Here is a 23,630-nt window from a genome sequence, read left to right on the forward strand (position 1 = left end):
GGATCCCCCCGTTCCCATTCGGGGTCCTCGCCCATGGGGCCCGCACCCGTACAGATTTCGATGGTCAGGCATGAATAGCTTCATCATCTTCCGTTCACCCGGGCGCGGCTGCCAGCATCGGCGCACCGCCACCCCGTAAGGGAGAAATCCTATGAATCGTCCCCGTTCTCTGCGCTGTCTGGCAGCCCTGGCCGTGGTGGTCCTCGCGGCCACCGCCTGTGGGCGCTCCGGCCAGGGCGATGCCCCGTCCGGCAGTTCCTCGCAGGCCACCGCCGGCCGGACCGCGGCCGAGCTGGTCCCCGCGCAGCACCGGCAGAAGGGTGTGCTGCGTGTGGCCACCGCGGTCGGCTATCCGCCGATGGAGATGTACGAGTCCGGGACCACACGGCTCACCGGTGTCGACCCCGGGCTGGCCAAGGCCATCGCCCAGCGGCTCAAGCTGAAGCTCGAACTCAGCAATGCCGCCTTCGACGGGCTGATCCCCGGTCTGGAATCGGGACGCTTCGACCTGGTCATGTCGTCCATGACGGACAGCGCCGAGCGGCGCCGGGCGGTCGACTTCGTCGACTACTTCCGCACCGGTGGCGTCATCATGACGAAGAAGGGCAATCCGCAGGGGATCACATCCCTCGCGGACCTGTGCGGAAAGTCCGTCGTCCTCGCCAAGGGCAGTTCGAACCTGCACATCGGCGAGGAGCAGAACGCCAAGTGCCAGGAGAGGATGCGCATCTCGCAGAGCGAGGACGCGCCGACCGGGCTGCTCCAGTTGGACAGCGGGCGGGCGGTCGCGACCATCGTCGACTATCCCGTCGCCAAGATGTTCACCAAGAAGAACAGCGCGTACGAGGTCCTGCCGAAGCAGTACGGCACCGCACCGTGGGGCATCGCTGTCGCGAAGAGCCAGGGCGGGCTGCGCGACGCCGTCCAAAAGGCCCTCCAGGAGCTGATCGACGACGGCGGTTACAGAAAGATTCTCGACACCTGGGGCGTCGGCGGCAGTGCCGTTTCCGAGGCCACCGTCAACGACGGGCAGTGAGTACCGACATGACCCATCAGAAAACGTCCGGCGCCGCCCTCGGTCCGGCACCGGCGGGCACCACCGAAGCGGTACCACTGGACGAGGACCTCACCCTCCAGGTGAGCCGGCGCCCCCGTCCGGGGCGCTGGCTGGCGGTCTTCGCCGCCGCACTGTTCGCGGTCTGGCTCGCCTACACGATCATCGTCAATCCCAACCTGCACTGGGACATCGTCGCCAAGTACCAGTTCGACAGCGTGATACTCAACGGTCTCGCGGTGACCATTCAGCTCACCCTCGTCTCGATGGCCGTCGGCATCGCCATCGGGGTAGTCGTCGCGGTGATGCAGCTCTCGGACAGCCCGGTTCTGCGTCTCACCGCCAGTGCGTACACCTGGTTCTTCCGAGGCACCCCGCTGCTTGTCCAGCTCATCTTCTGGTTCAACCTGGCCCTGTTGTTCCCGGTGATCAGCATCGGTGTCCCGTTCGACGGGCCGAAGCTCGTCAGCTGGCAGTCCAACCAGGTCATCACCGGGTTCGTGGCTGCGCTGCTCGGCCTCTCCATCAACGAGGGTGCCTACATGGCCGAGATCGTGCGGGCGGGCATGCAGAGCGTGGACCCCGGGCAGCGTGAGGCCGGTGCGTCCATCGGCATGTCGAACCGTCAGATCCTGTCCCGGATCATCCTCCCGCAGGCGATGCGGGTGATCATCCCGCCCTTCGGCAACCAGTTCATCTCCATGCTCAAGACGACCTCGCTGGTCTCGGTCATCGCGGGCGCCGATCTGATGACCGTCTCCCAGCACCTGTATCTCGCCAACTTCGAGGTGGTGGCGCTGCTGATGGTGGCTTCCCTCTGGTATCTGGTCCTCACGACGATCGCCAGCATCGGCCAGCACGCCGTCGAACGCCGCTACAGCCCCGGCGCGGCCCCGCCGCTGCGGCGCAGAGTCCTGGCGAATCTCGTACCCGGTCGTGGCACCAGGAAGGGGGCAGCGGCATGAACGACGTGATCCTCAGGGCCCGTGGGGTCCGCAAGCGATTCGGTGACACCGAGGTGCTGAAGGGCATCGATCTCGATGTCCGCAGCGGTGAGGTGCTGTGTGTCATAGGCCCTTCCGGGTCCGGCAAGTCGACGCTGCTGCGCTGCTTCAACCACCTTGAGCAGATCGACGCGGGACGGGTGTGGATGGACGGTGAACTGATCGGCTACGAACAGCACGGCCCGTCCGGCCGCGTCCTGCGCGAGAGGCGCCCCCGTGACGTCCGACGCCAGCGCGAGCGGATCGGCATGGTGTTCCAGCGGTTCCATCTGTTCCCGCACCGCACAGCGGTGCAGAACGTGATGGAGGGGCCCGTCGCCGTCAAGGGCAACTCCCGTGCGCAGGCCGAGAAGCAGGCCCGGGAGCTGCTGGACAGCGTCGGTCTCGCGGACCGGGCGGACCACTACCCGGGGCAGCTGTCCGGCGGGCAGCAGCAGCGTGTGGCGATCGCCCGCGCACTGGCCATGGAGCCGGCGCTCATGCTCTTCGACGAACCCACCTCCGCCCTCGATCCCGAACTCGTCGGCGAAGTCCTGGGCGTCATGCGCGACCTGGCCGGCAGCGGTATGACGATGGTCGTCGTCACTCACGAGATGGGCTTCGCCCGCGAGGTCGCCGACCGCGTCCTGTTCATGGATCAGGGCGCCGTCGTCGAAGCCGGGAGCCCGGACCTCCTGTTCACCGACCCGCGGCACGAGCGCACGCGGGCCTTCCTTGCGACGGTGCTGTGATGGGCCGCCCGCTGGATCTGCTGCTGCGCGGCGGCACGCTCGTCGACGGAACCGGCGCACCCGCCAGGGAGGCGGACATCGCGGTGGTGGACGGACGGATCACCGTACTCCCCGCCGGTACCCCGGCCTCGGCCGCCGAGAGCCTGGATGTGACCGGCCAGGTCGTCACTCCCGGCTTCATCGATGTGCACACGCACTCCGACGCCCTCGCGGCGCCCCATGGCGCCGACGGCACCGCCACAGCGGAGCCGGTCGACGAACTCCGCCTCGCACCGCTGCTCCAGGGCGTCACCACGGAGATCTCCGGCAACTGCGGGACGAGCCTGTTCCCCTCGCTTCCGGAGCGGCTGCCGGTACTGGCCGAGCATCTCAGGGTGACGTTCGGGCTCGGACCGGTACGGCCCGCGGTGGACTTCGACGCGTTCGCCGCCGGACAGGACCTCTCGCTGCGCCGCACCCACATCGCCTCGCTCGTCGGCCACGGAACGCTGCGCGCCGGGGTGATGGGCTTCGAGGCCCGCCCGCCGGGGCCCGGCGAACTGGACACCATGTGCGCGCTGCTGGACCGGGCGCTGCGCCAGGGCGCGGCCGGCCTGTCCACCGGGCTGATCTACCCTCCCGGCACCTACGCCGACACCGAGGAGATCGTCGCGCTGGCCAGGGTCGCCGCCCGTCACGGCAAGCCCTACGTCACTCATCTGCGCGACGAGATGTCACAGGTGGAAACCGCCCTGGAGGAAGCACTGGAGATCGCGGTGCGCTCCGGCGCCCCTCTGCAGATCTCCCATCACAAGACCGCCGGCCGGCACGCCTGGGGCGCCACGCTGCGCACCCTGCCCCGGCTGGAGCAGGCCCGCGCCGAAGGCGTGGACGTCCTGTGCGACGTCTATCCGTACACCGCGGGAAGCACCGTCCTGCACGCCATGCTGCCACCGTGGACGAGCGAGGGGGGCGTCGGAGCCCTGCTGGAACGGCTGAGCCGGGCCGATACGCGCGACCGGATCCGGACGGACATCGCTCAGGGCGTCAAGGGGTGGGAGAACACCGTGGGCAACGGCGGCTGGGACCTCATCACGGTGGCCGCCGCTCAGGCGCACCCGCAGGCCGAGGGCCGCAGCATCGCCGACCTCGCCGCCGAGCGCGGTGTCCACCCGGTCGACTACGCGTGCGACCTGCTGCTGGCCGAGCAGGGCGAGGTGACCATCATCAGCCACTCCATGCGCGAGGACGACGTCCGTCGGGTGATCGCCAGTCCGCTGTCGATGATCGGCTCGGACGGTGTCCCCAAACCCGGCCGACCGCACCCCCGTTGGGCGGGGAGTTTCGCCCGCGTGCTCGGCCACTACGGCCGTGACCAGCGACTGGTGCCGCTGGAGAACGCGGTGCACAAGATGACCGGTCTGCCGGCCCGGCGGTTCGGGCTCACCGGCCGCGGAGTGGTCCGCGACGGTGCCATGGCCGATCTGGTCGTCCTCGACCCGGAATCGGTACGCGACAGGGCCACGTTCGACCAACCGCTGCTGGCCCCCGAAGGCATCGATACCGTTGTGGTGGCGGGACGGGTGGCCGTGCGGAGCGGCTGCCCGACCGTGCAGCGGGCGGGGGAAGTCGTGAGGATCCGATGAGTCTGGCCCAGGTGGCCGCGGCGGCGCGGCGCTCGGCCGCGCTGCCGCTCACCCTGGCCGTCGCCGCCGTCGACATCGACGGCGGCGAGACGGTGGGGGTCGACGAACACACGGTGCTGCCGGTCGCGTCCGCCTCGAAGCTGCTGCTGCTCGCCGAGGTCTCACGCCGGCTGGACACCGGCGAACTGCTCGCCGACCGGACCGTCGAAATCCTCGACGAGGACGTGGCGCGGGGTACCGGCCTGCTGCACCGGATGAGCGGACGCGGCTGGACCGTCGAGGACCTGGCCTGGCTGACCGCCTCGGTCAGCGACAACAGCGCCACCAACGCGCTGCTCCGCCTGGTGGGGCGCGAGTCCACGGCCCGGCTGGCGGAGCAGCTCGGGCTCGACCGCCTCACGCTCCACGACAAGGTCCGCGACATCCGGGGCCCGGATGTGCCACCCGTCTTCGCCACCGGCACCGCGAAGGACCTGGCACGGCTGGTGACACATACGGTACGCGGCACGATGAGCTCCCCGGCGGCCTCCGCACGGCTGCTGCACTGGATGCGCGCCAACACCGACCACGGTCTGGTCCCCGCGCTGGTGGACCACGACCCCTACGCCCCCGGTTTCCCGGACCCGCTGCCCGACGGGCTTCTGGTGGCCAACAAGACGGGCACCGACACCGGAGTGCGCGCCGATGCCGGGGTCATCGTCGGGGCACGTCGGCTGGCGTACGCGGTGGTGGCGCACTGGGAGCCGGCGCTGGGCCCCAGCACCGAGCGGGCCGCGGTGCAGGCCATCCGGGATGTCGGCCGCATTCTCGCGGCCTGTGCCCGCCGTCGGGCCGCCGTATGAAGGGCGGGCCCCCAAGAGGCGGGGGCCCGCACGGCAAATGCGGCCGGAGGCCGGCCCGGACACGGGCCGGCCTCCGGCCGCCCACCGGAACCACGTAGCAGCACGCCCCTCACCGGAGCCGCGCAGCGGCACGCCCCGCCGGTCAGGACCACTGCATCTCCAACAGCGACCGGATCTCCTCGGCGGCCGACCGCAGCTCCGCGAGGAAGATCCGCAGCAGAGGGTTGCGGTTGGTCGGCCGGGTGGCGACCCCGATCCTCCGGTGCAGTTGGGGGTGGTCCAGTCGGCAGACGTGCACTCCTGCCGTGTCGCCGATCCCGAGGGCCGGGACGAGTGCGATGCCCATTCCGGCGCGCGCCAGGTTGATCGTGACCTGGTAGTGATCGCTGCGGCAGTGGACCCGCGGCCGGAACCCCTCGGCCGCACAGGCGCGTTCCAGAACCGGTTCGCCGGTATGACCGCCGTGTGTACCGATCCAGCTCTCCCCCTCCAGGGCGGACAGCCGGACCTCGGTGCGCCGCCCGAGGGGGTGCCGCAGCGGAAGGATCACCAGCTGGGGCTCGTCGAAGAACATCTCCACATCCACGGTCGCCTGGCGGCACCAGGGGTCCAGCGGATGTTCGAAGACGACCACCGCATCCAGCCGTCCCGCCTCCAGATCGGGCACCAGCTCGTGCGGCTGCCCCAGGATCAGCTCCAGCTCGACCTGGGGCCGCTCGGCCGCGAAGGCCGACAGCGCCCGGGGCAGCAGCTCCAGGCCCGAGGAAGCGAAGAAGCCCAGCCGCAGGACCCCGGCCTCTCCCCCGGAGTGCGCCCGCAGGTCGTCCTGGGCGACTGCCATCAGGTCGGCGACGGCCTGCGCGTGCTCGGCCAGTCGCGCACCGGCTGCCGTCAGCCGCAGGCTCTGCGGCTGACGTTCCACCAATGCCACCCCGAGCTCCTGCTCCAGCCGGGCGAGTTGGTGCGAGATCGCGGACGGGCTCAGATGCAGAGCCTGGGCCGCGCCCACGATGGTGCCCGTGCGGGCTATGTGCAGCAGGACGAGCAATCGGGCACTGTTCAGCATCGGGTCAGACTAAGGGCTGTCCCGTAATCCCCGGTGGATCGGCGTGCGGCGTCGGATGCGATGCATCGCAAGGCGGAGGGACGCCCGAATACTGGATGCATTCGGGCGTCCCGACAACGCGGCGAGCGCCGCAGCTGCCGTCGCACGACCACCAGGGACTACGGACAGCCCTCAGGCCGTCGCGGCGCACTGCGGCGCCACGGGCCGGGCGGCCTCGTCCACGTCCAGGCGCAGCAGGTCCTCCTCGGTCTCCCGGCGCACCGCGGTGCGGGCACGACCGTCGGACACGAAGACGACAGCCGGGCGCGGCAGCTTGTTGTAGTTGGACGCCATGGCATACCCGTAGGCGCCCGTGACGGGCGTGGCCAGGAGATCACCCACCTCGACTCCGGCGGGCAGCGCGGCTTCGTCGACGATCACGTCGCCGCTCTCGCAGTGCTTGCCGACCAGCCGTGCCCGCAGCGGCCTCGGTGCGCGCGGGCAGCGCGGCAGGAACACCTCGTAGCGGCTGCCGTACAGGGCAGGGCGCAGGTTGTCGCTCATTCCGCCGTCGACGCTGACATAGGTCCGCACGCCCTCGATCCGCTTGATCGTGCCCACCCGGTACAGGGTCAGCCCCGCGCGGGCGGCTATGGATCTGCCGGGCTCCACCGTCACCTCGCCCCCCCAGCCCGCATCGCGCACCGCGGTGCGCACCCGGTCCGCCCAGTCGGCGAACGAGGGTACGGTCTGTTCCGCCTCGTAGGCGACACCGAGGCCGCCGCCGACGGTGAGCCGGTGTACCCGTGTCTCCGCGGCGAACCGCGCCACGGCAGCGGCGCCCGCCGCGAGCTCCGCCGTGTCCAGCACCTGGGAGCCCACATGCGCGTGAACGCCTTCCAGGATCATCGCCGGGGAGCCGACGGCCCGCCGCACGGCGGCCGCGGCGGTTCCGCGGGCGAGGCCGAACCCGAACTTCGAATCGTCACCCCCGGTCCTGATCGCCTCGTGCGCACCTGCGGCAACACCCGGCGCCACTCGCAACTGAATGCGGGCCGGCGGCAGTCCTTCCTTGGCGTGCAGGTACTCGATGCGGTCCATCTCGTCGAAGCTGTCGACCACCACGTGCCGCAGCCCGGCCGACATCGCCGTGCGCAGCTCCGACTCGTCCTTGTTGTTGCCGTGCAGCACGATCCGCCCGGCCGGGACACCGGCGTGCAGCGCCACCCGCAGCTCGCCGCCGGAGGCGACATCGAGCAACAGCCCCTCCTCATGGGCCAGTCGTGCCATGGCCGTGCACAGGAACGCCTTGGAGGCGTAGGCGACATTGTCCGGGCCGAAGGCGGCGACCGCCTCGCGGCAGCGTCGGCGCAGGTGTTCCTCGTCGTAGACGAAGAGCGGCGTTCCGAAGCGCTGAGCGAGGTCGGCGAGCAGGACCCCCCCGACAGCGAGCCCTTCGGGACGGACCTCCGATGTGAAGGGCAGCAGACCCGTTTCGATGGCTGACGACATGATTCCTCCCCAGTAGGCCGGCTCCCGGCCATCCTGCGGCCTGCGCGAGGGATCGGAAAAGCGCATTCTTCCGTGGCTGAGCCTCATGATTTTCGATGCTCATGTGTGAATCCCCTGCGCCCCTGGCCGTCCACCGCGAACAGCGCAGGCCCCGTTCCCGTACGTGGATGAAGCGTCCGGGTCGGCGGGGTGTTGCCGACCGCGTGGGCGACGCGTGTGTGCGGCGTGCATGGGAAGCCGGCCGGGCAGGGGCTCGTGCGCACTCGGCCGGACGCCGTGCGGGAGACGCTCCGGTGCCCCGTGCCCTGCGGAGCCTGCCTCGCTCCGGGCCACGGCTGCTCGAATCCACGGTCGCGGTCCACAGCGCTCGTGCGCCGGCGCTCCGCAGGGAAGTACCGCGTCAGGCGACCAGCCGGATTCCGGTGACCAGATGGGGACGGATGCGTACCGCACGGTCCATCACCTGGTCCGACCAGGGGCGGAGCCGTCGCTGATAGCGCGCCAGAGCGTCCGGATCGGTGACCGGACGGCAGTACCCCGTGGCTACGGCGCTCCAGCCCAGGTGGGTCAGTGGATCGATGTCGTCGGCCTGGTAGGCGACCACGACTCCCCGCTCGCCGTGATCACGGGCCTGCGCGAACAGATCCGAGTCCTGATGGGTCAGGATGACGATCTGGCCGCGGTCCAGCAGATGGTTCACCGGCCGGACTGCGGGCAGCGCCCGCTGGGTGAAGACGATCCGCCCGAGTGGCGCCCGGCCGAGCAGACTCAGGGCCTGGGTGCCTGTCAACTCGACCGTGCGGCGCGGCATGGTGGCCGCCGACCCGCAGAGCGATGCCGCGTCCGATGGCATGGTCGCGTCCGTGCGCACGGACGGCTCGGGCGACTGATGGCATGAGTGGTTCATGGGGGCTGCCTCGTCTCCTGGTCTGCTCACCTGCCGCACGAGTACATCGAGTGGTGCCGTCCCCGCACCAGGGCCGAACGGCCCCAGGGCCGAACGGCCCTAGTGGCGTGCGACCTCCGATGGGTTCACTGCGGTGCATCGCATGCCACCGGCCGGTCCGACGGCGGCTCCGGGACCGGCCCGTGGCATGCGGGAGCGTGCGGTCGGATCGGACCGTACTGAAGTGTGCGGGAGGGGAACGTGGTGATCGCAGTCGTCGGGCACAGAGACCTGGGCAACAGGACTCTGGAACTGGTGGAAGCTGAACTGGGAGCGCGGCTGAAACAGCTGGCGGAAGGTGCGGCCGCTCTGGTGCGGGTCGGGTCGGGACTTCCACTGGTCTTCGGGCGCGCCGCACGGGAGGCCGGACGGAAGCTGACGGTGATGCTGCCGGCCCAGGGTTCTGTTCCCAGCGTGCTGCCCGAGCGGGACCGGCGGGCCGCGGGCGAACTGCTGGTCCTGGCCGAGCAGGTGCGGCTTCTGCCTTTTGACCCGGCCGACCGCGACGCGTGTGTCGGCGCCGATGAACGTCTGGTGGAGACGTGCCGGACCCTGCTCGCCGTATGGGACGGATCACCGTCGGACGGCCGGGACGCCACCGCGCATCTGGTTGCCTTCGCGCGGGCGCGGGGGATCCGGGTGGAGGTCATCTGGCCGGACGGTTCCGTACGGGGGCGGCCATGACGGTGTCGGAGCGCGGAGCGGTGGGCGTGGCGGAAGGGCCCGAGGCCGATGGCCCGGTCTGCGCCGTCGCGTCCGGAACGGGCCACGACCGGGAGTGCGCCGGGGCGAGGCCGGGGTTCGGGTGGCTGCTGGTGATCACCGCCGCGCTCGGGCTGCTCGGCTCGTTCATGATCACGATCGACAAGTTCGAACTGCTCGCGGACCCCGGCTTCGTGCCCGCCTGCTCGCTGAGCCCCGTGGTGTCCTGCGCCAATGTGATGCGCAGCGAGCAGGCGTCGGTGTTCGGCTTTCCGAACCCGATCATCGGGCTGATCGCCTTCGGAGTGGTGATGGGAACCGGCGCGGGCCTGTTGGCGGGCGCACGCTACCGGCGCTGGTACTGGCTGGGGCTGAACCTCGGCACGCTGCTCGGCGTCGGCTTCTGCATGTGGCTGATGACGCAGGCGCTGTACGACATCGGCGCCCTCTGCCTGTGGTGCGTGCTCGTATGGGTGGCCACCATCTTCATGTTCTGGCACACGACGGTGCACAACCTGCGCCATGGCGTCCTGCCCGTGCCACGTGCCCTGGTCGCGGCGGTACTGGAGTTCCCTCTCGTGGTGCCGGTGACCTGGTGCCTGGTCATCGTCATGCTGATAGCAACCCGGTTCTGGTCGTACTGGCAGACATTTCTGTGACCTCGACGATGCCGGTGGCCTCGTGATGGATGTGTGCGGCCGGCACTCCGGCGGCGGCCAGCCGTGCGGAGACGGCCCGGTTCGGCTCCGTCATGGATGCCTCGGGGGCCAGGGCCAGAAAGGCGTGCTGCCGGGCGGCGGCCCCGGGACGCGGGGACAGTATTCCGTTCAGGGCCTGCAGCCCGGCACCCGCGGAGTGAGCAGCCGAGGCAGCGGCGATGACGGTCAGCCACGGGCGTCCGCGACGGAAGGCATCCAGGTACGCCGCGTCGTACATCTCTTCGGGCGCGCCCCTCTCCTCCGGCGCAGCGGGACCCAGCAGCAGTCGCACCCGGTGCGCGCAGGAGCGTTCGGCGTCGATCCGCTGGAGCAGCGCCTTCATCGGAGCCCAGCCCGTACCGGAGGCGATCAGCAGAATGTCGGCGGTCGGGGTGTGATCGGGCAGGACCAGTGCGCCGCGCGGCGCGCTGAGGCGGACGGCGCCGCCTTCGCGCGTACCGTGCACCAGGGCGTCGCTCACCCCGCCGGCGCCCCGCGCCCGTACATGGAACTCCAGCTCGCCGTCCGGATGCGGCGCGCGGGCCAGGTAGTAGGGGCGCCATGCCTGTTCCAGCTGCGGCGACTCCAAGGACGCGTACTGCCCGGCCTCGAAGGCGTAGGGCTGGTGGGGCCGTACCCGCAGCACCGCGAGATCGGGCGTGCGCAGTTCGTGCGAGGTCACTGTCGCGTCCCAGCTGGGCGGTTCGGCGATCGCCTCGTCCGCGCCCCTGACCATCGCCGAAACGGCCAGCCGCAGCATCCGCAGCCAGGCGTCCTCCAGCGCGCTGGTCCACCGGGCGCCCGCACGCATGCGCAGCGCCTCGATCAGCGCCGCCTCGAAGGCCTCGAAATGCGCGGGGCGCACACCGAGCTTGCGATGGTCGCGCCCCAACTGCGCGAAGACGCCGATCATCTCGTCCGTGCGGTGCAGGTTGCCGATCAGGTAGCGGAAGACCCCTACGAGATGGACCTGTTGGAACGCCATCGACTCGGGGAACAACGACCGCAGATACGGATGCCGCTCGAACAGAAGCCGGTACAGCTCGGCGATCAGCTCCTCCAGCGGGCTCACCAGTGGCAGGAAGTCGCTGATCAGCAGTTGGTCGGCCCTTCCGTCGTACGCCTGCGGGGCCTTGGCGCTCCACGGTTCGGAACGGCTGCCGGACGGGGCCAGGATGCGTCGTCGCAGCCGCATCGCGTCGTGCCGTGCGAGCAGTGCGTGGTAGTCCTCGCTCGGGGTGTTCATGGGCCGGTGACTCCTCGGAGCAGCGCAGTGGGGGGCAGGGAAACAGAGATGTCCGTAGCGCCCGGACGATCTTGGCGGCGTCAGTATGGCACCGCGTCCAGCCCGCTGACCGGCCCCGGCCGCAGGGCCTTTCGGCCCTGTTCACAGACCGTTCACCGTGCTGTGGCACCCCGGCGGGACCAGGCCCGCGGGCGGGCACATACTGGTTCCCGCCCACCCCTTCCCCGAAGCGATCGAGCATGGTGTGAACGAGTCCGCGAAGTCCCCCCTGAGCACGCCCCTGTCGCAGTCCGCTGCCCCCGTACGCGTCTTCATCCTCGACGACCACGAGGTCGTACGACGCGGCGTACGCGATCTGCTGGAGGCCGAGGACGGCATCGAGGTCGTCGGTGAGGCGTCCAACGCCCGGGAGGCACTGGCCCGCGTACCGGCCAGCAGGCCGCAGGTCGCCGTGCTGGACGTACGCCTCGGCGACGACCAGGGCGGTGACCACGCCGGTATCGAGGTGTGCCGGGAACTGCGTGCCCTGATGCCCGAACTCGCCTGTCTGATGCTGACGTCGTTCGATGACGACGAGGCGCTGTTCGACGCCATCATGGCGGGCGCCGCGGGGTATGTGCTGAAGCAGATCAACGGGGCCGACCTGATCGCCGCCGTACGCACGGTCGCGTCAGGCACGTCGATGCTCGATCCACGGACGACCGCCCGCGTGATGTCACGGCTGCGGGGCACTCAGCGCACCCCTGCCGAGGAGTCCGAGACATCGGAACTGGACCGGCTCACGCCCAGGGAGCGGCAGATCCTGGATCTCATCGGCGAGGGCCTCACCAACCGTGAGATCGCGGAACGTCTCTTCCTGGCCGAGAAGACCGTCAAGAACCGCATCTCCTCGATTCTCGCCAAACTGGGCGTGGGCCGTCGGATCCAGGCCGCGATGCTCGTCGGCCGGCTCAAGGACCGCCAGGGGCGGCCCCCGGTCCCGGGAATCTGACAGGCCCCCGGCCGTCAGTCGTGGAGCGGCACGCGCCAGACGATCCGCGTTCCGCCGTCCGTCGGCTGTTCGATGGCCAGCGTGCCGCCGCACAGCTCCGCCCGCGTACGCATATTGGCCAGCCCTCCCGGTCGCCCGGCTGCCGGATCGCCGGCATCGGCCCCCGCCCCGCTCGTGCTCGCGACACCGTCCGGGATCCCGATGCCGTTGTCGGTGACGGTCAGGGTCACCGCGTCGTCGGCCGACAGCACGATGCCGATACGAGTCGCACGGGCATGGCGAGAGGCGTTGGACACCGCCTCGGCGGCGACCGCCACCACGTGTTCGGCCAGTTCGTCCGGCACCGTGGTGTCCACCGGCCCGTCGATCCGCACGGAGGGCCGGAAACCAAGCGCGTGTGCCGCCGTGCGAGCGGTCTCCGTCATCCGGTGCCGCAGCCCGCCGCGGCCCGAACCGTCCGCCGTCCGCAGATCGAAGATGGTGGAACGGATGATCCGGATCGTGGTGTCCAGATCGTCCACCGCCCGGCTGACCCGCTCGGCCGCGTCCGGCCGGTCCGCGATGACACGCGTGGTGCTCTGGAGCGTCATCCCGGTCGCGAACAGCCGCTGAATCGCGAGATCGTGCAGATCGCGGGCGATCCGGTCCCGGTCGTGCATGACGGCGAGCTCCTCGGACTCGGCCCGCCTACGGGCCAGTTCCAGGGCGATGGCCGCCTGGTCGGCGAAACCCGAGACCAGTGCGACCTCGGTGTCGTCGAACGGCGGGCGGTCCACCGGACGCCCCAGGCGCAGTGCGCCCCGTGCGCCCGTGTCGACCTGCAGAGGCACCGTCACCACCGGCCCGAGACCGTCCTCGGCACCGTCACCGAACGGATGAGCCCGGGGATCCGTTCGGACATCGGCGCAGTGCACCGGTGTCCCGGTACGGGCGGCGAGTCCGGCCAGTGATCCCCGCGCGGGTACGGACAGCCCGGTTACGCGTTCGGAATCCCTGCCGTGGGCGACGGCAACGGTGAGGCGGGCCTCGGCCCCGGACCCCTCCGACGCACCGGAGGGGGACGCGGGCGGCGTCGGCAGCAGAATCGCGGCCCGGTCGGCCCCCGCCACCTCCATCGCCCGCTCGGCGATCAGTTGCAGCACCTCGTCGGCGTCCGTCCCCGAGAGCAGGGTGCGGGTGATCTCCCCCAGTGCCTCCAGACGCCGCTCCCGGCGGCGGCTCTCGTCGTACATGCGGGCGTTGTCGATGGCGACCCCGGCCGCGATCGACAGGGTGGTCAGCACCGCCTCGTCATCGGCGTCGAAACTCACCCCGCCCCGTTTCTCGGTGAGATAGAGGTTGCCGAACACCTCGTCGCGAACCCGCACCGGCACCCCGAGGAAGGTGCGCATGGGGGGATGATGGGGTGGAAATCCGAAGCTGCGCGGATGGCTGCTCAGATCGGTGAGCCGCAGGGGTTCCGGGTGATGGATCAGCTCACCCAGGATGCCGCGCCCGCACGGCGTCTGACCGATCACCGCGGCGAGCGGCTCCGATATGCCGACCGGCAGGAACTCCAGCAGCTTCTGCCCGTCCCCGACGATACCGAGCGCTCCGTACTCCGCGTCGGTCAGGGTCACCGCGGCCTCCACGATCCCGCGCAGCACCTCGGGCAGTTCCAGGCCCCGCCCCAGACTCATCACGGCGTCCAGCAGGCTGTGCATCCTGTCCGGCCTGCTGGGCTGGGGCCAGGGCGCCGGCCGGGGGCAGGAGGCTCGGGCCGAGTCGGGAGCGGAGAAGGCCGAGCCGGGCGAAGGGGCTCCGGAGGGAGAGCCGGACGCGGTAGGTGCTGTCTCTGTCATCGGGGCGCCGCTCTCTGGGTCCATCCGTGTGCCGTCTGCCGTCTGCCGGGAATCTGCTCACCGGATCACCTCAGGCTGGGACCGGTCCACGGACGATCAGCCTACGACAGCCACGCGGGCCGGTGGTCCGTCGGTGCGTGCGCTCCCGTCGCGAGGACCGGCCCGGATCGGGCCGGTCGGCTGCCTGATGGACCGGCAGTAGGGCCGTTCGGCCCCGCGGAAGGTGCCTGTCGGTCCCTGGAGGGCTTCGAGGGCCACGACGAGCATGGTGCGGCCGGGAAGGTCCGGTCCGTCCCCTCGTGATCCGCCGGACCTTCCCGACCGCTCCCCGGATCCGCCCGTGCGGCCGGGGAGTGCCCGAAGAACCGCAAGAGCTGGAGGACACGGTCCGGTGGACGCAATGGAATCGCACGGCAATCAGGCCGCCCCCACGCAGGGGCCCAAACCCCCCGGCCCCGGGGCCGCGGCCGCCGACGCGCACTCCACCAGGAACGATCGCCGGACCGCTCGGGCCGGCGCGGAGGAGGGGGCGACGCAACCCGGCACCGGACTGCCGGGCCGTTCGTCCCGCGGGCGGATCGTCGTCTCGTGGCTCACCACGACCGACCACAAGCAGATCGGCACGCTCTATCTCGTCACCGCGTTCGTCTTCTTCCTGATCGGCGGCGCGATGGCACTCGTGATGCGTGCCGAACTCGCCCGCCCCGGGACGCAGATCATCTCCAACGAGCAGTTCAATCAGGCATTCACCATGCATGGGTCGGTGATGCTGCTGCTGTTCGCGATGCCGCTGTTCACGGGATTCGCCAATTGGCTCATGCCGCTTCAGATAGGCGCGCCCGATGTGGCGTTTCCGCGACTGAACATGCTGGCGTACTGGTTGTTCCTCTTCGGTTCACTGATCGCCGCCGCGGGGTTCCTCACTCCCCAGGGCGCCGCCGACTTCGGATGGTTCGCCTATGCGCCGCTGTCCGACGCCACGCATTCCCCGGGCATCGGTGCCGACATGTGGATCATGGGCGTGGCGCTTTCCGGCTTCGGTTCCATTCTCGGAGCGGTGAACTTCATCACCACCATCATCTGCATGCGCGCCCCGGGAATGACCATGTTCCGCATGTCCATCTTCACCTGGAACGTACTGCTGACCGCTGTACTCATCCTCCTGGTCTTCCCTGTCCTCGCCGCGGCGCTCTTCGCGTTGGAGATGGACCGCAAGTTCGGCTCGCACATCTTCGATCCCGCCAATGGGGGCGCGCTTCTGTGGCAGCACCTCTTCTGGTTCTTCGGTCACCCGGAGGTCTATGTACTGGCTCTGCCGTTCTTCGGCATCGTTTCCGAGATCATTCCGGTCTTCTCCCGGAAGCCGATGTTCGGCTATATCGGTCTCGTCGCCGCGACGATCGCCATCGCCGGGCTGTCCGTCACCGTCTGGGCCCACCACATGTATGTCACCGGTGGTGTGCTCCTGCCCTTCTTCGCCTTCATGACCTTCCTGATCGCCGTACCGACGGGAGTGAAGTTCTTCAACTGGATCGGCACGATGTGGAAGGGATCGCTGTCCTTCGAGACGCCGATGCTGTGGACCACCGGATTCCTGATCACGTTCGTCTTCGGTGGACTGACGGGAGTCATCCTGGCCTCACCGCCCCTGGACTTCCATGTCTCCGACTCGTACTTCGTGGTCGCCCACTTCCACTACACGCTCTTCGGCACGGTGGTGTACGCGATGTTCGCCGGATTCCATTTCTGGTGGCCGAAGTTCACCGGCAAAATGCTCGACGAGCGCCTGGGCAAGATCACGTTCTGGGTGCTGACGGTCGGATTCCACCTCACGTTCCTCGTGCAGCACTGGCTCGGGGCCGAGGGAATGCCGCGCCGGTACGCCGACTATCTCGCCGCTGACGGATTCACCGCCCTCAACACCCTTTCCACCATCGGCTCATTCCTCCTCGGACTGTCGTTCCTGCCCTTCTTCTACAACGTCTGGAAGACCAGTCAGTACGGCAGGAAGGTCACGGTCGACGACCCCTGGGGATATGGCCGCTCCCTGGAATGGGCCACGTCCTGTCCTCCGCCGCGGCACAACTTCGTCGCCCTCCCCCGCATCCGCAGCGAGTCCCCGGCCTTCGACCTGCACCATCCGGAGATCGCCGCACTCGAACTCGAACCCGCCGTACCGCACTGACCCCTCCGTCTCCCCCGCAAACCCCACCCTCAGGAGAGTGCTGCCCGATGTCCCACGGTGTTCTGGCGGTCGGTGTCGTCGCGTTCTTCGCATCAGGCAACGTCTGGTACCTGCCCGCCTATGTCGACTTGCGGGCGGGCCGCGACCGGCCTCGCTCCCGGCGGCTGGCCGCGGCCGCGGTGCTGACCGGGTGGGGATCGGCGACCCTCACCATGCTTCTGCTGCTCGTGCCGGTCGCCCCGGCCGCAGTCGCGCTGGTGGCGGTCGCGGGCACCACCGCCGTGGTGTCCCTGGCCGTCCAGGCGTGGCTGCGGCGGGGCAAGGAGCAGCGTGAGGTGGAAGCCTGCTGGTCCGCGCTCTTTCCGGTGCGGACCGCCGGCCCGGTCGGGACCGGCGAGGACGAGCAGTGAGCCACCTCCGGTACACCGGAACGCCTCATCGGTCTCGGCCCCGCACTGCTCCGACTCCCCCGCGCCATCGTCTGCTTGAGACGGCTCCCGGCCTCGTTCCGGAACAACCGGTCAGTCTCCGCGCCCGCGCCGAAGCTGTACCGAAAGATGGTGTTGCAGCGGCCGGCCGACCGCCGCGAGGTCGTGGACGAAGTCGAGCGTGTCGTCGTCCGTCAGGGTGTAGCGGCGGCGGGTGGCGCTGACCTCCTTGGCGGTGGGAGCGAGAGCGACCTGATGGGTGGTGAGGTCGACCGCGCCGTTGCTCGCACGGCCGGTCAGGATCTCCGCGACACCGGTGGGCTGAGTGATCAATGCCTCCACGCCCCCGTCCGGCTGCATCCGCCACCAGCCGCTCTCCCGAGCCGACGGGCGCAGCGGTTCACCGTCCGCGTCGAGGAGCCAGGCGCGCGCCTCGTAGTGAAGGAAAGGCCGCCCGTCGTGGCTGAAGGTGACCTCCTGCGCGTACACGAATTCCTCGGCGAGCGTCGGGTACCCGCCGCGGCCCCGGCCGGCCCAGGTGCCCAGGAACCCGATCAGCGGCACGAGCAGTGCGTGCGGCGCAGGTGCTTCGTCCGGGCGCAGGGCGTCGGGATACGGGTGCTTGTGGACGGGGTCGGACATGAGGTGCGCTCCTGGGTCGAGGCCGGTGCCGAGTGGCAGCCTAAGGGCTGTCCCGTAGGGGGCCCGCAGAGCCGTCACGGTACGTCGGCACCGAGCCTTGGCCTGCAACACTCTCCTCGTCCATGTCCCTGGAGTGCCCGGCGCCGCCCCATTCGCACAACTTGCGGTGGGGACGGGGCCAGGCGCGGGTTGCTCGCTCAGCCCTGACGGCCGGCCGTGTCCGGGTCGGGGCCGATACGGCCGCCGTTGTCGAGGGCGGTGATGTCGTACACCTCCTCCGGGCCGAGGTCGAAGTCGAAGACCCTGAAGTTCTCCTCGATCCGGGTGTGAGTCATGGACCTGGGGATCACCACGTTGCCGAGTTGGAGATGCCAGCGGATGACGACCTGGGCCGGAGTCTTCCCGTGCCTCTCGGCGATACGGGCCAGCGTATGTTCGGCGAGCAGGTCACCGCCCTGGGCGAGCGGGCTCCATGCCCCCGTGGTGATGGACCGCTCGGCGCAGAGCCCGCGCATTCGGCCTTGCGTGAAGTAGGGGTGAAGCTCGATCTGGTTGAGGGCCGGCACGATGCCGGTCTTCGCCAGCAGGCGGTCCAGAGTCGCGGCGGTGAAGTTGGATACGCCTATCGCCCTGGCGCGTCCATCGGTGTGGATCCGTTCCAGGGCCTTGTACGACTCGACGTACAGATCCTGTTCCGGTACGGGCCAGTGGATCAGGTAGAGGTCGACGTAGTCCGTACCCAGGCGCTGGAGGCTCGCGTCGAAAGCGCGCAGTGCGGCCTCGTATCCCTGGTCGGCGTTCCACAGTTTGGTGGTGAGGAAGATGTCCTGACGGCGGATCCCGGCATCACGGACCGCACGGCCGACGCCCGCCTCGTTGTGGTAGATGCGGGCGGTGTCGATGTGCCGGTACCCGGTGACCAGGGCGTGGGACACGGCGGTGTAGGCCTGCTCGTCCGTCAGCGGCCAGACACCGAGGCCGATCTGCGGGATGGAAACACCGTTGTTGAGGGTGAGGCACTGCATGTGCGGACCTTCCGGGTTCCTGTGTATGACCACGGCCTGTTGGCCACGCGTGAAGGCCGTCGAGGATTTCGAGGATGCGAGCGCAGCATGGACGGAACGGGCTCCCGGCTCCTGAACCCATGGCCGTGGACCGGCGTTGCGCGCTGCCGTTCCTCAGGAGCCGGGTCGTGGTGCCGGGTGCGGCGCGGGCGGCCGGGTACCGGCGAGCCTCGACGCCGTGGGGCACACCCGGCTCACCAGGTCACGGGCAGGCTGCGGGGAGCCCTGGTCTTCAGCCCGGCCTTCCATACCGGCGGTGCCGCGGCCCGCAGTCCTGGGAACCGGTGCAGGAGCCCGGTCAGAGCTTCCTGGAGCTGGACGCGTGCGATCTGCGCCCCGACGCAGTGATGGACACCGTGCCCGAACCCGAGATGGGGGTTGCGGTCGCGGTCGAGGTCGAGCAGGTCAGGGGCGTCGAAGACGGTCTCGTCGTGGTTGGCCGACGAGTTCACCGCCATCACGGCTTCGCCCGCGGCGATCCGGACACCGCTGAGCCGGACCTCCTCGGTGGCGACACGAAGGTTGGCCTGGACATTTGTCTGGGCGTACCGCAGCAGTTCCTCGACGGCCTTGGGGATCATCTCGGGTTCGTGGCGAAGCCGCTGGTACAGCCGGGGTTCGTCCAGGAGGAGGTGCACCGTTCCGGCGAGCCGGTCGGCAGTGGTGCCGTAGCCTCCGGCGAGCAGTACCAGGCAGAAGGAGATCAGTTCGTCCTGGCTGAGCCGGTCGCCCTCGTCGCGTGCGGCGATCAGGGTGCTCAGGACGTCATCGCCCGGACGGCGGCGCTTGGTGGCGACGAGCCCGGTGAGGTATCCGGTCATCTCGCCGACGGCGGCGGTGACCTCGGCGTCGGCGATGGCGGTGAGGTTGCGCAGGGTGTCGCACCAGGCGTCGAGCAGGTCGCCGTCCCGTCGCGGCACGCCGAGCAGATCGCAGATGACGGCCAGCGGCAGCGGCCGGGCGAACAGCGCGACCAGGTCGGCCGGGCGGTCGTGTGCGGCGAGTCCGTCGAGGAGCTCCTCCACGAGCCGGGCCACGTCCGCCCGCATGGCCTCGGCGCGGCGGGCGGTGAAGGCCGGGGCGACCAGCTTGCGCAGCCGGGTGTGTTCCGGCGGGTCCGCGGCCAGGATCGAGTCCGGCAGGGTGGGGACGTGTGCCATGCGCGGTCCCGCTCCCCTGGTGGCACGCGCACGGCTGAAGCGCGGATCGGCCAGCACGGTGCGCACGTCGCCGTACCGGGTCACCAGCCATGCCGGGTCGCCGCTGGGCAGTACGATCCGGGCGCACGGCGTGTCGCGGCGCAGTGCGGCCAGCTCCGGGAGAGGACCGAGCCCGTCGTGGTGCGGGAAGGGAAAGTCCGCGGTGGGGACCGGGCGACCGAGGTCTTCGTCTGTCACGACTGCTCCGGGATGGTTTTCGGCGGTGCGGCCACGGGGCATTGACGGCCGCCAGGGGCAATGGGCGCTACGGGCCCGGGTCAGCAGCGTTCGTAGACGGAGACGTGGTACGTGCTGTCGCGGGTGAACGGCCGGCCGGTCCATGAGCCCCGGCGCCGGCGCAGCCGCAGCCCGGCCCGCTCCGCCATCAGGTCCAGTTCGCCCGGTGACGCGTAGTGGAAGCGCACTCGCAGGTGACGGGTCCGGTCCGCTTCGTGAATGAGGTAGTGGGACTGGTACGTCTGGGTGGACGGGTCGATCCTGCGATGGCAGAGGATCAGATGCTCGTCGGTCTCGGAGACGACCTCGGGCACGCCCGATGACGCGGCGACGGCCAGGGCTTCGGGCAGGTGCGCGTCGAGGACGAACGCGCCTGCTGGTTCGAGGTGGCCGGCCGCAGCGGTCAGGCAGCGTTGCAGGTCTTCGCGGCATGCGAGCTCGAAGAACGTGCCTCCGACGACGTGGATGAGGGAGAACGTGCCCTCGACGGGCACTTCGGCGAAGTCGCCGAGGGTGACCCGGATCCGGTCGCCGCCGGGTTTTGACCGAAGCCGTGCCGCCATCGCTTCCGACGCTTCGACGCCATGGACGTCGAAGCCGCGTGCGGCCAGCGGCAGCGCGACTCTGCCGGTGCCTATGCCGAGTTCGAGTACGGGCCCGTCACCGGCGAGATCCGCGAGGGCTTCAACGGTCGCGCCGGTGATCCCCGGTTTGGCGAACCACCGGTCGTAGTCGGCGGCGTGGACATCGGCGTACCCGGAACGGCTTGCCGCGGTGGCGAGGTGGTCGCCCCCGCTGTCCGAAGCGTCGTCGAGGTCGGCTCCCTTCGTGGGTTCCGAGTGGTCGTAGGTCGTGGACATGCCGGTCTCCTCGGCCTGCGGACGGTCCGGTCGCTGCGGTGCGGACCGGGCCAGGTGGACAGGGGCGCTGGGCGGGCTCTGCGCATACCGCGGGATCATCCGAAGGGGTGCGGGCCGGGGGTGACGGGCAGGCCGCGTTCACCGGCCGGGCCGGTGGGCAGTGCTCGGGCGCCGGGGGCCACGACCCGTAGCACCGCCGTGCCCAGAGTGTGTGCCGGTCCGCAGGTGGTGTCCACGAGGACGAGGTCCCGGCCGGTGTGGGCGGACAGCACGGCGGTGCCGGACCGCTCGGGTCCGCCCGGAGCCGGTGTCGGCCGAGAACGGCCCTCCGGGGCCCGTGCCGCCCACAGCCGGAGGCTGTCCTGTCGGTGAAAGGTCCACAGCGCGTGCTTGACGGCGGAGTCCGGCGCCCCGGCGCCCTGCCAGTGTGCCCACGTTCCTTCTGCCACCGGCGTGTTCATGCTCCAGCGCACCATGAGTGCCTCATAGGCAGCCTTCTCGACCAGCGGGCCGATGTTCCCGTCGTCCGGGCCGCAGCGGGCTCCGAAGGTCTGCCGGGTCCGGTCCGGCGCGTGGAGCGACACCGCGACGCAACGGGATCCGGTGGGCGCCGGGACGTCGAGCGCGGTGGCCATCACTGCCGTCCCCTTCAGGAGTTCCGCCAACGGATCGGGCAGACCGGCCGCCGGCATCACCTCGGGGGCAAAGGACAGTCCGTACCAGCTTCTGCGGATGAGGTCGCGTTCCAGGACCTCCCAGGCAGCGTGTTGCGTGGCTGTCTCCGGGTCCGGATGTGCGGCGACACCGGTGGAGCCGACGCCGGGACCGGGGTCGCAGCCTGTCGGCGCCCGATGATGCAGAAAGACCGCCCCGGCGGGTACGTGGATGTCGGCACCGGAGTGCAGGGAACGTCCGAGCACCCAGAGCCGTCGGGTGTCACGTGAATCGTGAAGGGTGACCGGCGTGCCTTCCGGCACGAGCTCGGCGGGGTCCACCGCGGGTATCCCCTTGCGTCGCAGTTCGCTGTGGGTCGCCACGACCGCGGCGTCCGACTCGGCCGCACGGCCCGCAAGGATGTTGCCCACGCGTTCCAGGAGTTCGCCGCGCGCGCTCGCCACGACGCGTTCCCTGTCGTGCCCGGCCGCGCTGCCTACGACGACAGGGCGGTCACCGGCGGCGCAGACGGCATCGAACTGCGGCGAGCGGGCGGCGATGCGCGCGAAGACGACCTGGGGCCAGGGCGCGTAGGGGGCGAAGACCTGCGGTTCCCAGGGAGACACACTCATCGGACACGCACCTGTGCCACCTCGGCGGCGTCCGCCAGGACCGTTCTCCCGTGATCGGTGAGCACGTCACGGTGCTCCGTCATGGTGCGCACTGCATCGGCTGCGGAGAGCGCCAGTTGATCGTGGCGTGACCGCACGGCCGCAGCCGCGCCGCTGTCAGCCGTGTCCCCCGCGAGCAGACGCCGGTACAGCGACACGCTTCGGGCCAGGACCACCATCTGCTGGAACAACCCCGTGAGCGGCCGGGGGTCGAGCCTGAGGGGTGTGGAGACCATCGGGCCGTCGTCGTCCACGGGTCGCAGGAAGGGCTGTGCCGCCACGGACGCGGCATTGCACCGAGTGTGCGTGCCCTCGTGGACGAGTGCCTCGGCGAGCCGGACGGCCCCCGGCAGCGCGTCCGGGTCCGGTGCGAGACGGCTGCGCCGGATGAAGACGGCACCGTGGACGGTGAAGTCGGTGAAGCCGTCGATGGCCGGCCCGTCCAGAAGGGCGATCTGGAGAAGGATCTGTCCCAGCTCGGCGTGCGCGCCGGGCCAGTTGGCGGCCAGGAGGGCGATCGTCTCGCGGAAGACCTCCTCGTCGCGTGCGCGCCATGCGTCCACGACGGAGCCCTGTGGTGTGCCGGTTTCTCCGCCCGGAGCCGGGAGGGACTTCAGCGCGCGGACGACGCTGCGCTCCAGATGAGGTCCTGGTGCGGCGAGTCGGGCCGGCCACGGCAGTCCGGACGCGGGTGGTGCCGCGATGGCCGACCGGGCCAGGTCGACCATGCCGCTGAGGCGGGCGAGGCGTTCCGGGGCGGGCGGGCCGGCCCGCAGGATGTGCTGTGCGACGTGGGCCGCTTCGACGATCGCGGGGTGCGTGGCTTCCTTCGGGGAGACCGCCAATCCGGCCCGTTCCAGGGCCGACCGGGTCATGTGCGCCAGGGCGGAGCATTCCTCGGCGCTCTGGCGTGCGTCGGGTTCCACTCGCACCGTGAGTACCTCCATGAAGCCGGTGGGGACGGGCGACGGGCCGGACCGGCCCGTCGCCCGGAGTGACGCAGCGTCAGCTGGGTACGTCGACCATCAGCGCCAGGTCGGGAAGTTCTTCTTCGGGAATCTGCTCGATCTCCTCGTGCATATCGATCTCCCTTCGGTGACCGGCTCCTCCGACGTTGACGGGGAGTCACGGCGCTGCCACGGTACGCACGGGCCTGAAGTGATCACAAGATGCACCGCGGCCGACCCGGCGGACATGCGGCGGCGCATGCCGACCAGGATCCACACGGTCGGACACGGTCTTCGCCGCACACCGTGGACACCGGCGGCGACGGCCGCTCGACTGTCCGGACCTGCCACTTCCTGCCTGGCCGGCAGGAACGGACGCGCGCGTGAACTCCGCCGCTCGCCCGATCGGACCGACGCGCCGGCGCACACCCCGCTCCGCGTGGCGACTCTTCCCGTCCCCGTCACTTTTCTGTCCGGAAGGTGCCGGAGGACCTGCCGCGCGGCGC

The 23,630-nt window shown here is 70.3% G+C and carries 21 protein-coding genes; 10 read left to right on the forward strand and 11 right to left on the reverse strand.

Annotated elements, in window-relative coordinates; genetic code table 11:
* Nucleotides 1-151 precede the first annotated feature (151 nt).
* From ACIOMQ_RS21490 to ACIOMQ_RS21510, 5 genes are read left to right on the forward strand one after another with little or no spacing between them, the layout of a single operon-like run.
* Nucleotides 152-1,036, forward strand: coding sequence for an ABC transporter substrate-binding protein (locus tag ACIOMQ_RS21490; protein WP_362206953.1), 885 nt, complete (start codon nucleotides 152-154; stop codon nucleotides 1,034-1,036).
* 8 nt (nucleotides 1,037-1,044) lie between these two features.
* A complete protein-coding gene (locus ACIOMQ_RS21495; protein ID WP_401265023.1) occupies nucleotides 1,045-2,019 on the forward strand; it encodes an amino acid ABC transporter permease in 975 nt (324 codons plus the stop codon).
* A complete protein-coding gene (locus ACIOMQ_RS21500; RefSeq protein ID WP_362206951.1) occupies nucleotides 2,016-2,789 on the forward strand; it encodes an amino acid ABC transporter ATP-binding protein in 774 nt (257 codons plus the stop codon). Before ACIOMQ_RS21495 ends, ACIOMQ_RS21500 begins: the two co-directional genes overlap by 4 nt.
* Nucleotides 2,789-4,414 (forward strand): amidohydrolase family protein, encoded by a 1,626-nt coding sequence (locus ACIOMQ_RS21505; RefSeq protein WP_402189865.1) that lies wholly within the window; start codon nucleotides 2,789-2,791, stop codon nucleotides 4,412-4,414. Before ACIOMQ_RS21500 ends, ACIOMQ_RS21505 begins: the two co-directional genes overlap by 1 nt.
* Nucleotides 4,411-5,256: a serine hydrolase gene (locus ACIOMQ_RS21510; RefSeq protein ID WP_402189868.1), complete on the forward strand. Its 846-nt coding sequence runs from the start codon at nucleotides 4,411-4,413 to the stop codon at nucleotides 5,254-5,256. The genes ACIOMQ_RS21505 and ACIOMQ_RS21510 overlap by 4 nt, the downstream gene beginning before the upstream one ends.
* Before the next feature lie 142 nt (nucleotides 5,257-5,398).
* On the opposite strand, the gene ACIOMQ_RS21515 is transcribed toward ACIOMQ_RS21510, so the two are convergent.
* The 3 genes from ACIOMQ_RS21515 to ACIOMQ_RS21525 all read right to left on the reverse strand — a co-directional run bounded on the left by ACIOMQ_RS21515 (nucleotide 5,399) and on the right by ACIOMQ_RS21525 (nucleotide 8,666).
* On the reverse strand, nucleotides 5,399-6,322 hold the full coding sequence (locus ACIOMQ_RS21515) for a LysR family transcriptional regulator (protein ID WP_362202269.1): 924 nt from the start codon (nucleotides 6,320-6,322) through the stop codon (nucleotides 5,399-5,401).
* A 171-nt stretch (nucleotides 6,323-6,493) separates the two neighbouring features.
* Entirely contained in the window at nucleotides 6,494-7,813 is a 1,320-nt protein-coding gene (gene lysA, locus ACIOMQ_RS21520) for a diaminopimelate decarboxylase (protein WP_401265035.1), read from the reverse strand.
* 400 nt (nucleotides 7,814-8,213) lie between these two features.
* Nucleotides 8,214-8,666, reverse strand: a complete 453-nt coding sequence (locus tag ACIOMQ_RS21525) for a pyridoxamine 5'-phosphate oxidase family protein (protein WP_362202714.1) — start codon at nucleotides 8,664-8,666, stop codon at nucleotides 8,214-8,216.
* 297 nt (nucleotides 8,667-8,963) lie between these two features.
* Here ACIOMQ_RS21525 and ACIOMQ_RS21530 point away from each other — a divergent pair, with 297 nt between their 5' ends.
* Both ACIOMQ_RS21530 and ACIOMQ_RS21535 read left to right on the forward strand, forming a co-directional pair.
* A complete protein-coding gene (locus tag ACIOMQ_RS21530) occupies nucleotides 8,964-9,443 on the forward strand; it encodes a hypothetical protein (protein ID WP_362202717.1) in 480 nt (159 codons plus the stop codon).
* Complete coding sequence (locus ACIOMQ_RS21535) at nucleotides 9,440-10,120, forward strand: vitamin K epoxide reductase family protein (RefSeq protein WP_362202275.1); 681 nt, start codon at nucleotides 9,440-9,442, stop codon at nucleotides 10,118-10,120. The genes ACIOMQ_RS21530 and ACIOMQ_RS21535 overlap by 4 nt, the downstream gene beginning before the upstream one ends.
* Here ACIOMQ_RS21535 and ACIOMQ_RS21540 read toward each other — a convergent pair.
* The gene (locus ACIOMQ_RS21540; protein WP_362202278.1) at nucleotides 10,071-11,405 is read right to left on the reverse strand and encodes a globin domain-containing protein; all 1,335 of its coding nucleotides are present in this window, start codon (nucleotides 11,403-11,405) and stop codon (nucleotides 10,071-10,073) included. The two genes, ACIOMQ_RS21535 and ACIOMQ_RS21540, sit on opposite strands and share 50 nt — an antisense overlap.
* A gap of 244 nt (nucleotides 11,406-11,649) precedes the next feature.
* On the opposite strand from ACIOMQ_RS21540, the gene ACIOMQ_RS21545 reads away from it, so the two are divergent.
* The gene (locus ACIOMQ_RS21545) at nucleotides 11,650-12,396 is read left to right on the forward strand and encodes a response regulator transcription factor (protein WP_362202720.1); all 747 of its coding nucleotides are present in this window, start codon (nucleotides 11,650-11,652) and stop codon (nucleotides 12,394-12,396) included.
* Between the two features lie 14 nt (nucleotides 12,397-12,410).
* Here ACIOMQ_RS21545 and ACIOMQ_RS21550 read toward each other — a convergent pair whose 3' ends face one another.
* Nucleotides 12,411-14,099: a GAF domain-containing protein gene (locus ACIOMQ_RS21550; protein WP_401987464.1), complete on the reverse strand. Its 1,689-nt coding sequence runs from the start codon at nucleotides 14,097-14,099 to the stop codon at nucleotides 12,411-12,413.
* A 538-nt stretch (nucleotides 14,100-14,637) separates the two neighbouring features.
* Here ACIOMQ_RS21550 and ctaD point away from each other — a divergent pair.
* Together ctaD and ACIOMQ_RS21560 are read left to right on the forward strand one after the other, a co-directional pair.
* Entirely contained in the window at nucleotides 14,638-16,422 is a 1,785-nt protein-coding gene (gene ctaD / locus ACIOMQ_RS21555; RefSeq protein ID WP_402190077.1) for a cytochrome c oxidase subunit I, read from the forward strand.
* 47 nt (nucleotides 16,423-16,469) lie between these two features.
* The gene (locus ACIOMQ_RS21560) at nucleotides 16,470-16,832 is read left to right on the forward strand and encodes a hypothetical protein (RefSeq protein ID WP_362202287.1); all 363 of its coding nucleotides are present in this window, start codon (nucleotides 16,470-16,472) and stop codon (nucleotides 16,830-16,832) included.
* Nucleotides 16,833-16,943: 111 nt separating this feature from the next.
* On the opposite strand, the gene ACIOMQ_RS21565 is transcribed toward ACIOMQ_RS21560, so the two are convergent.
* The 6 genes from ACIOMQ_RS21565 to ACIOMQ_RS21590 form a co-directional block, all read right to left on the reverse strand.
* Nucleotides 16,944-17,492, reverse strand: coding sequence for an FABP family protein (locus ACIOMQ_RS21565; RefSeq protein ID WP_362202290.1), 549 nt, complete (start codon nucleotides 17,490-17,492; stop codon nucleotides 16,944-16,946).
* 197 nt (nucleotides 17,493-17,689) lie between these two features.
* Nucleotides 17,690-18,517, reverse strand: a complete 828-nt coding sequence (locus ACIOMQ_RS21570) for an aldo/keto reductase (protein WP_401754574.1) — start codon at nucleotides 18,515-18,517, stop codon at nucleotides 17,690-17,692.
* A gap of 233 nt (nucleotides 18,518-18,750) precedes the next feature.
* A complete protein-coding gene (locus tag ACIOMQ_RS21575; protein WP_401265048.1) occupies nucleotides 18,751-19,953 on the reverse strand; it encodes a cytochrome P450 in 1,203 nt (400 codons plus the stop codon).
* Nucleotides 19,954-20,033: 80 nt separating this feature from the next.
* A complete protein-coding gene (locus ACIOMQ_RS21580) occupies nucleotides 20,034-20,852 on the reverse strand; it encodes a class I SAM-dependent DNA methyltransferase (protein WP_401754571.1) in 819 nt (272 codons plus the stop codon).
* Nucleotides 20,853-20,947: 95 nt separating this feature from the next.
* Entirely contained in the window at nucleotides 20,948-22,138 is a 1,191-nt protein-coding gene (locus ACIOMQ_RS21585; protein ID WP_401265053.1) for a YcaO-like family protein, read from the reverse strand.
* The gene (locus tag ACIOMQ_RS21590; protein ID WP_401754565.1) at nucleotides 22,135-23,109 is read right to left on the reverse strand and encodes an aKG-HExxH-type peptide beta-hydroxylase; all 975 of its coding nucleotides are present in this window, start codon (nucleotides 23,107-23,109) and stop codon (nucleotides 22,135-22,137) included. The genes ACIOMQ_RS21585 and ACIOMQ_RS21590 overlap by 4 nt, the downstream gene beginning before the upstream one ends.
* Nucleotides 23,110-23,630 lie beyond the last annotated feature (521 nt).

This window comes from Streptomyces sp. NPDC087845, from assembly GCF_044742755.1.
Classification (GTDB): Bacteria; Actinomycetota; Actinomycetes; order Streptomycetales; family Streptomycetaceae; genus Streptomyces.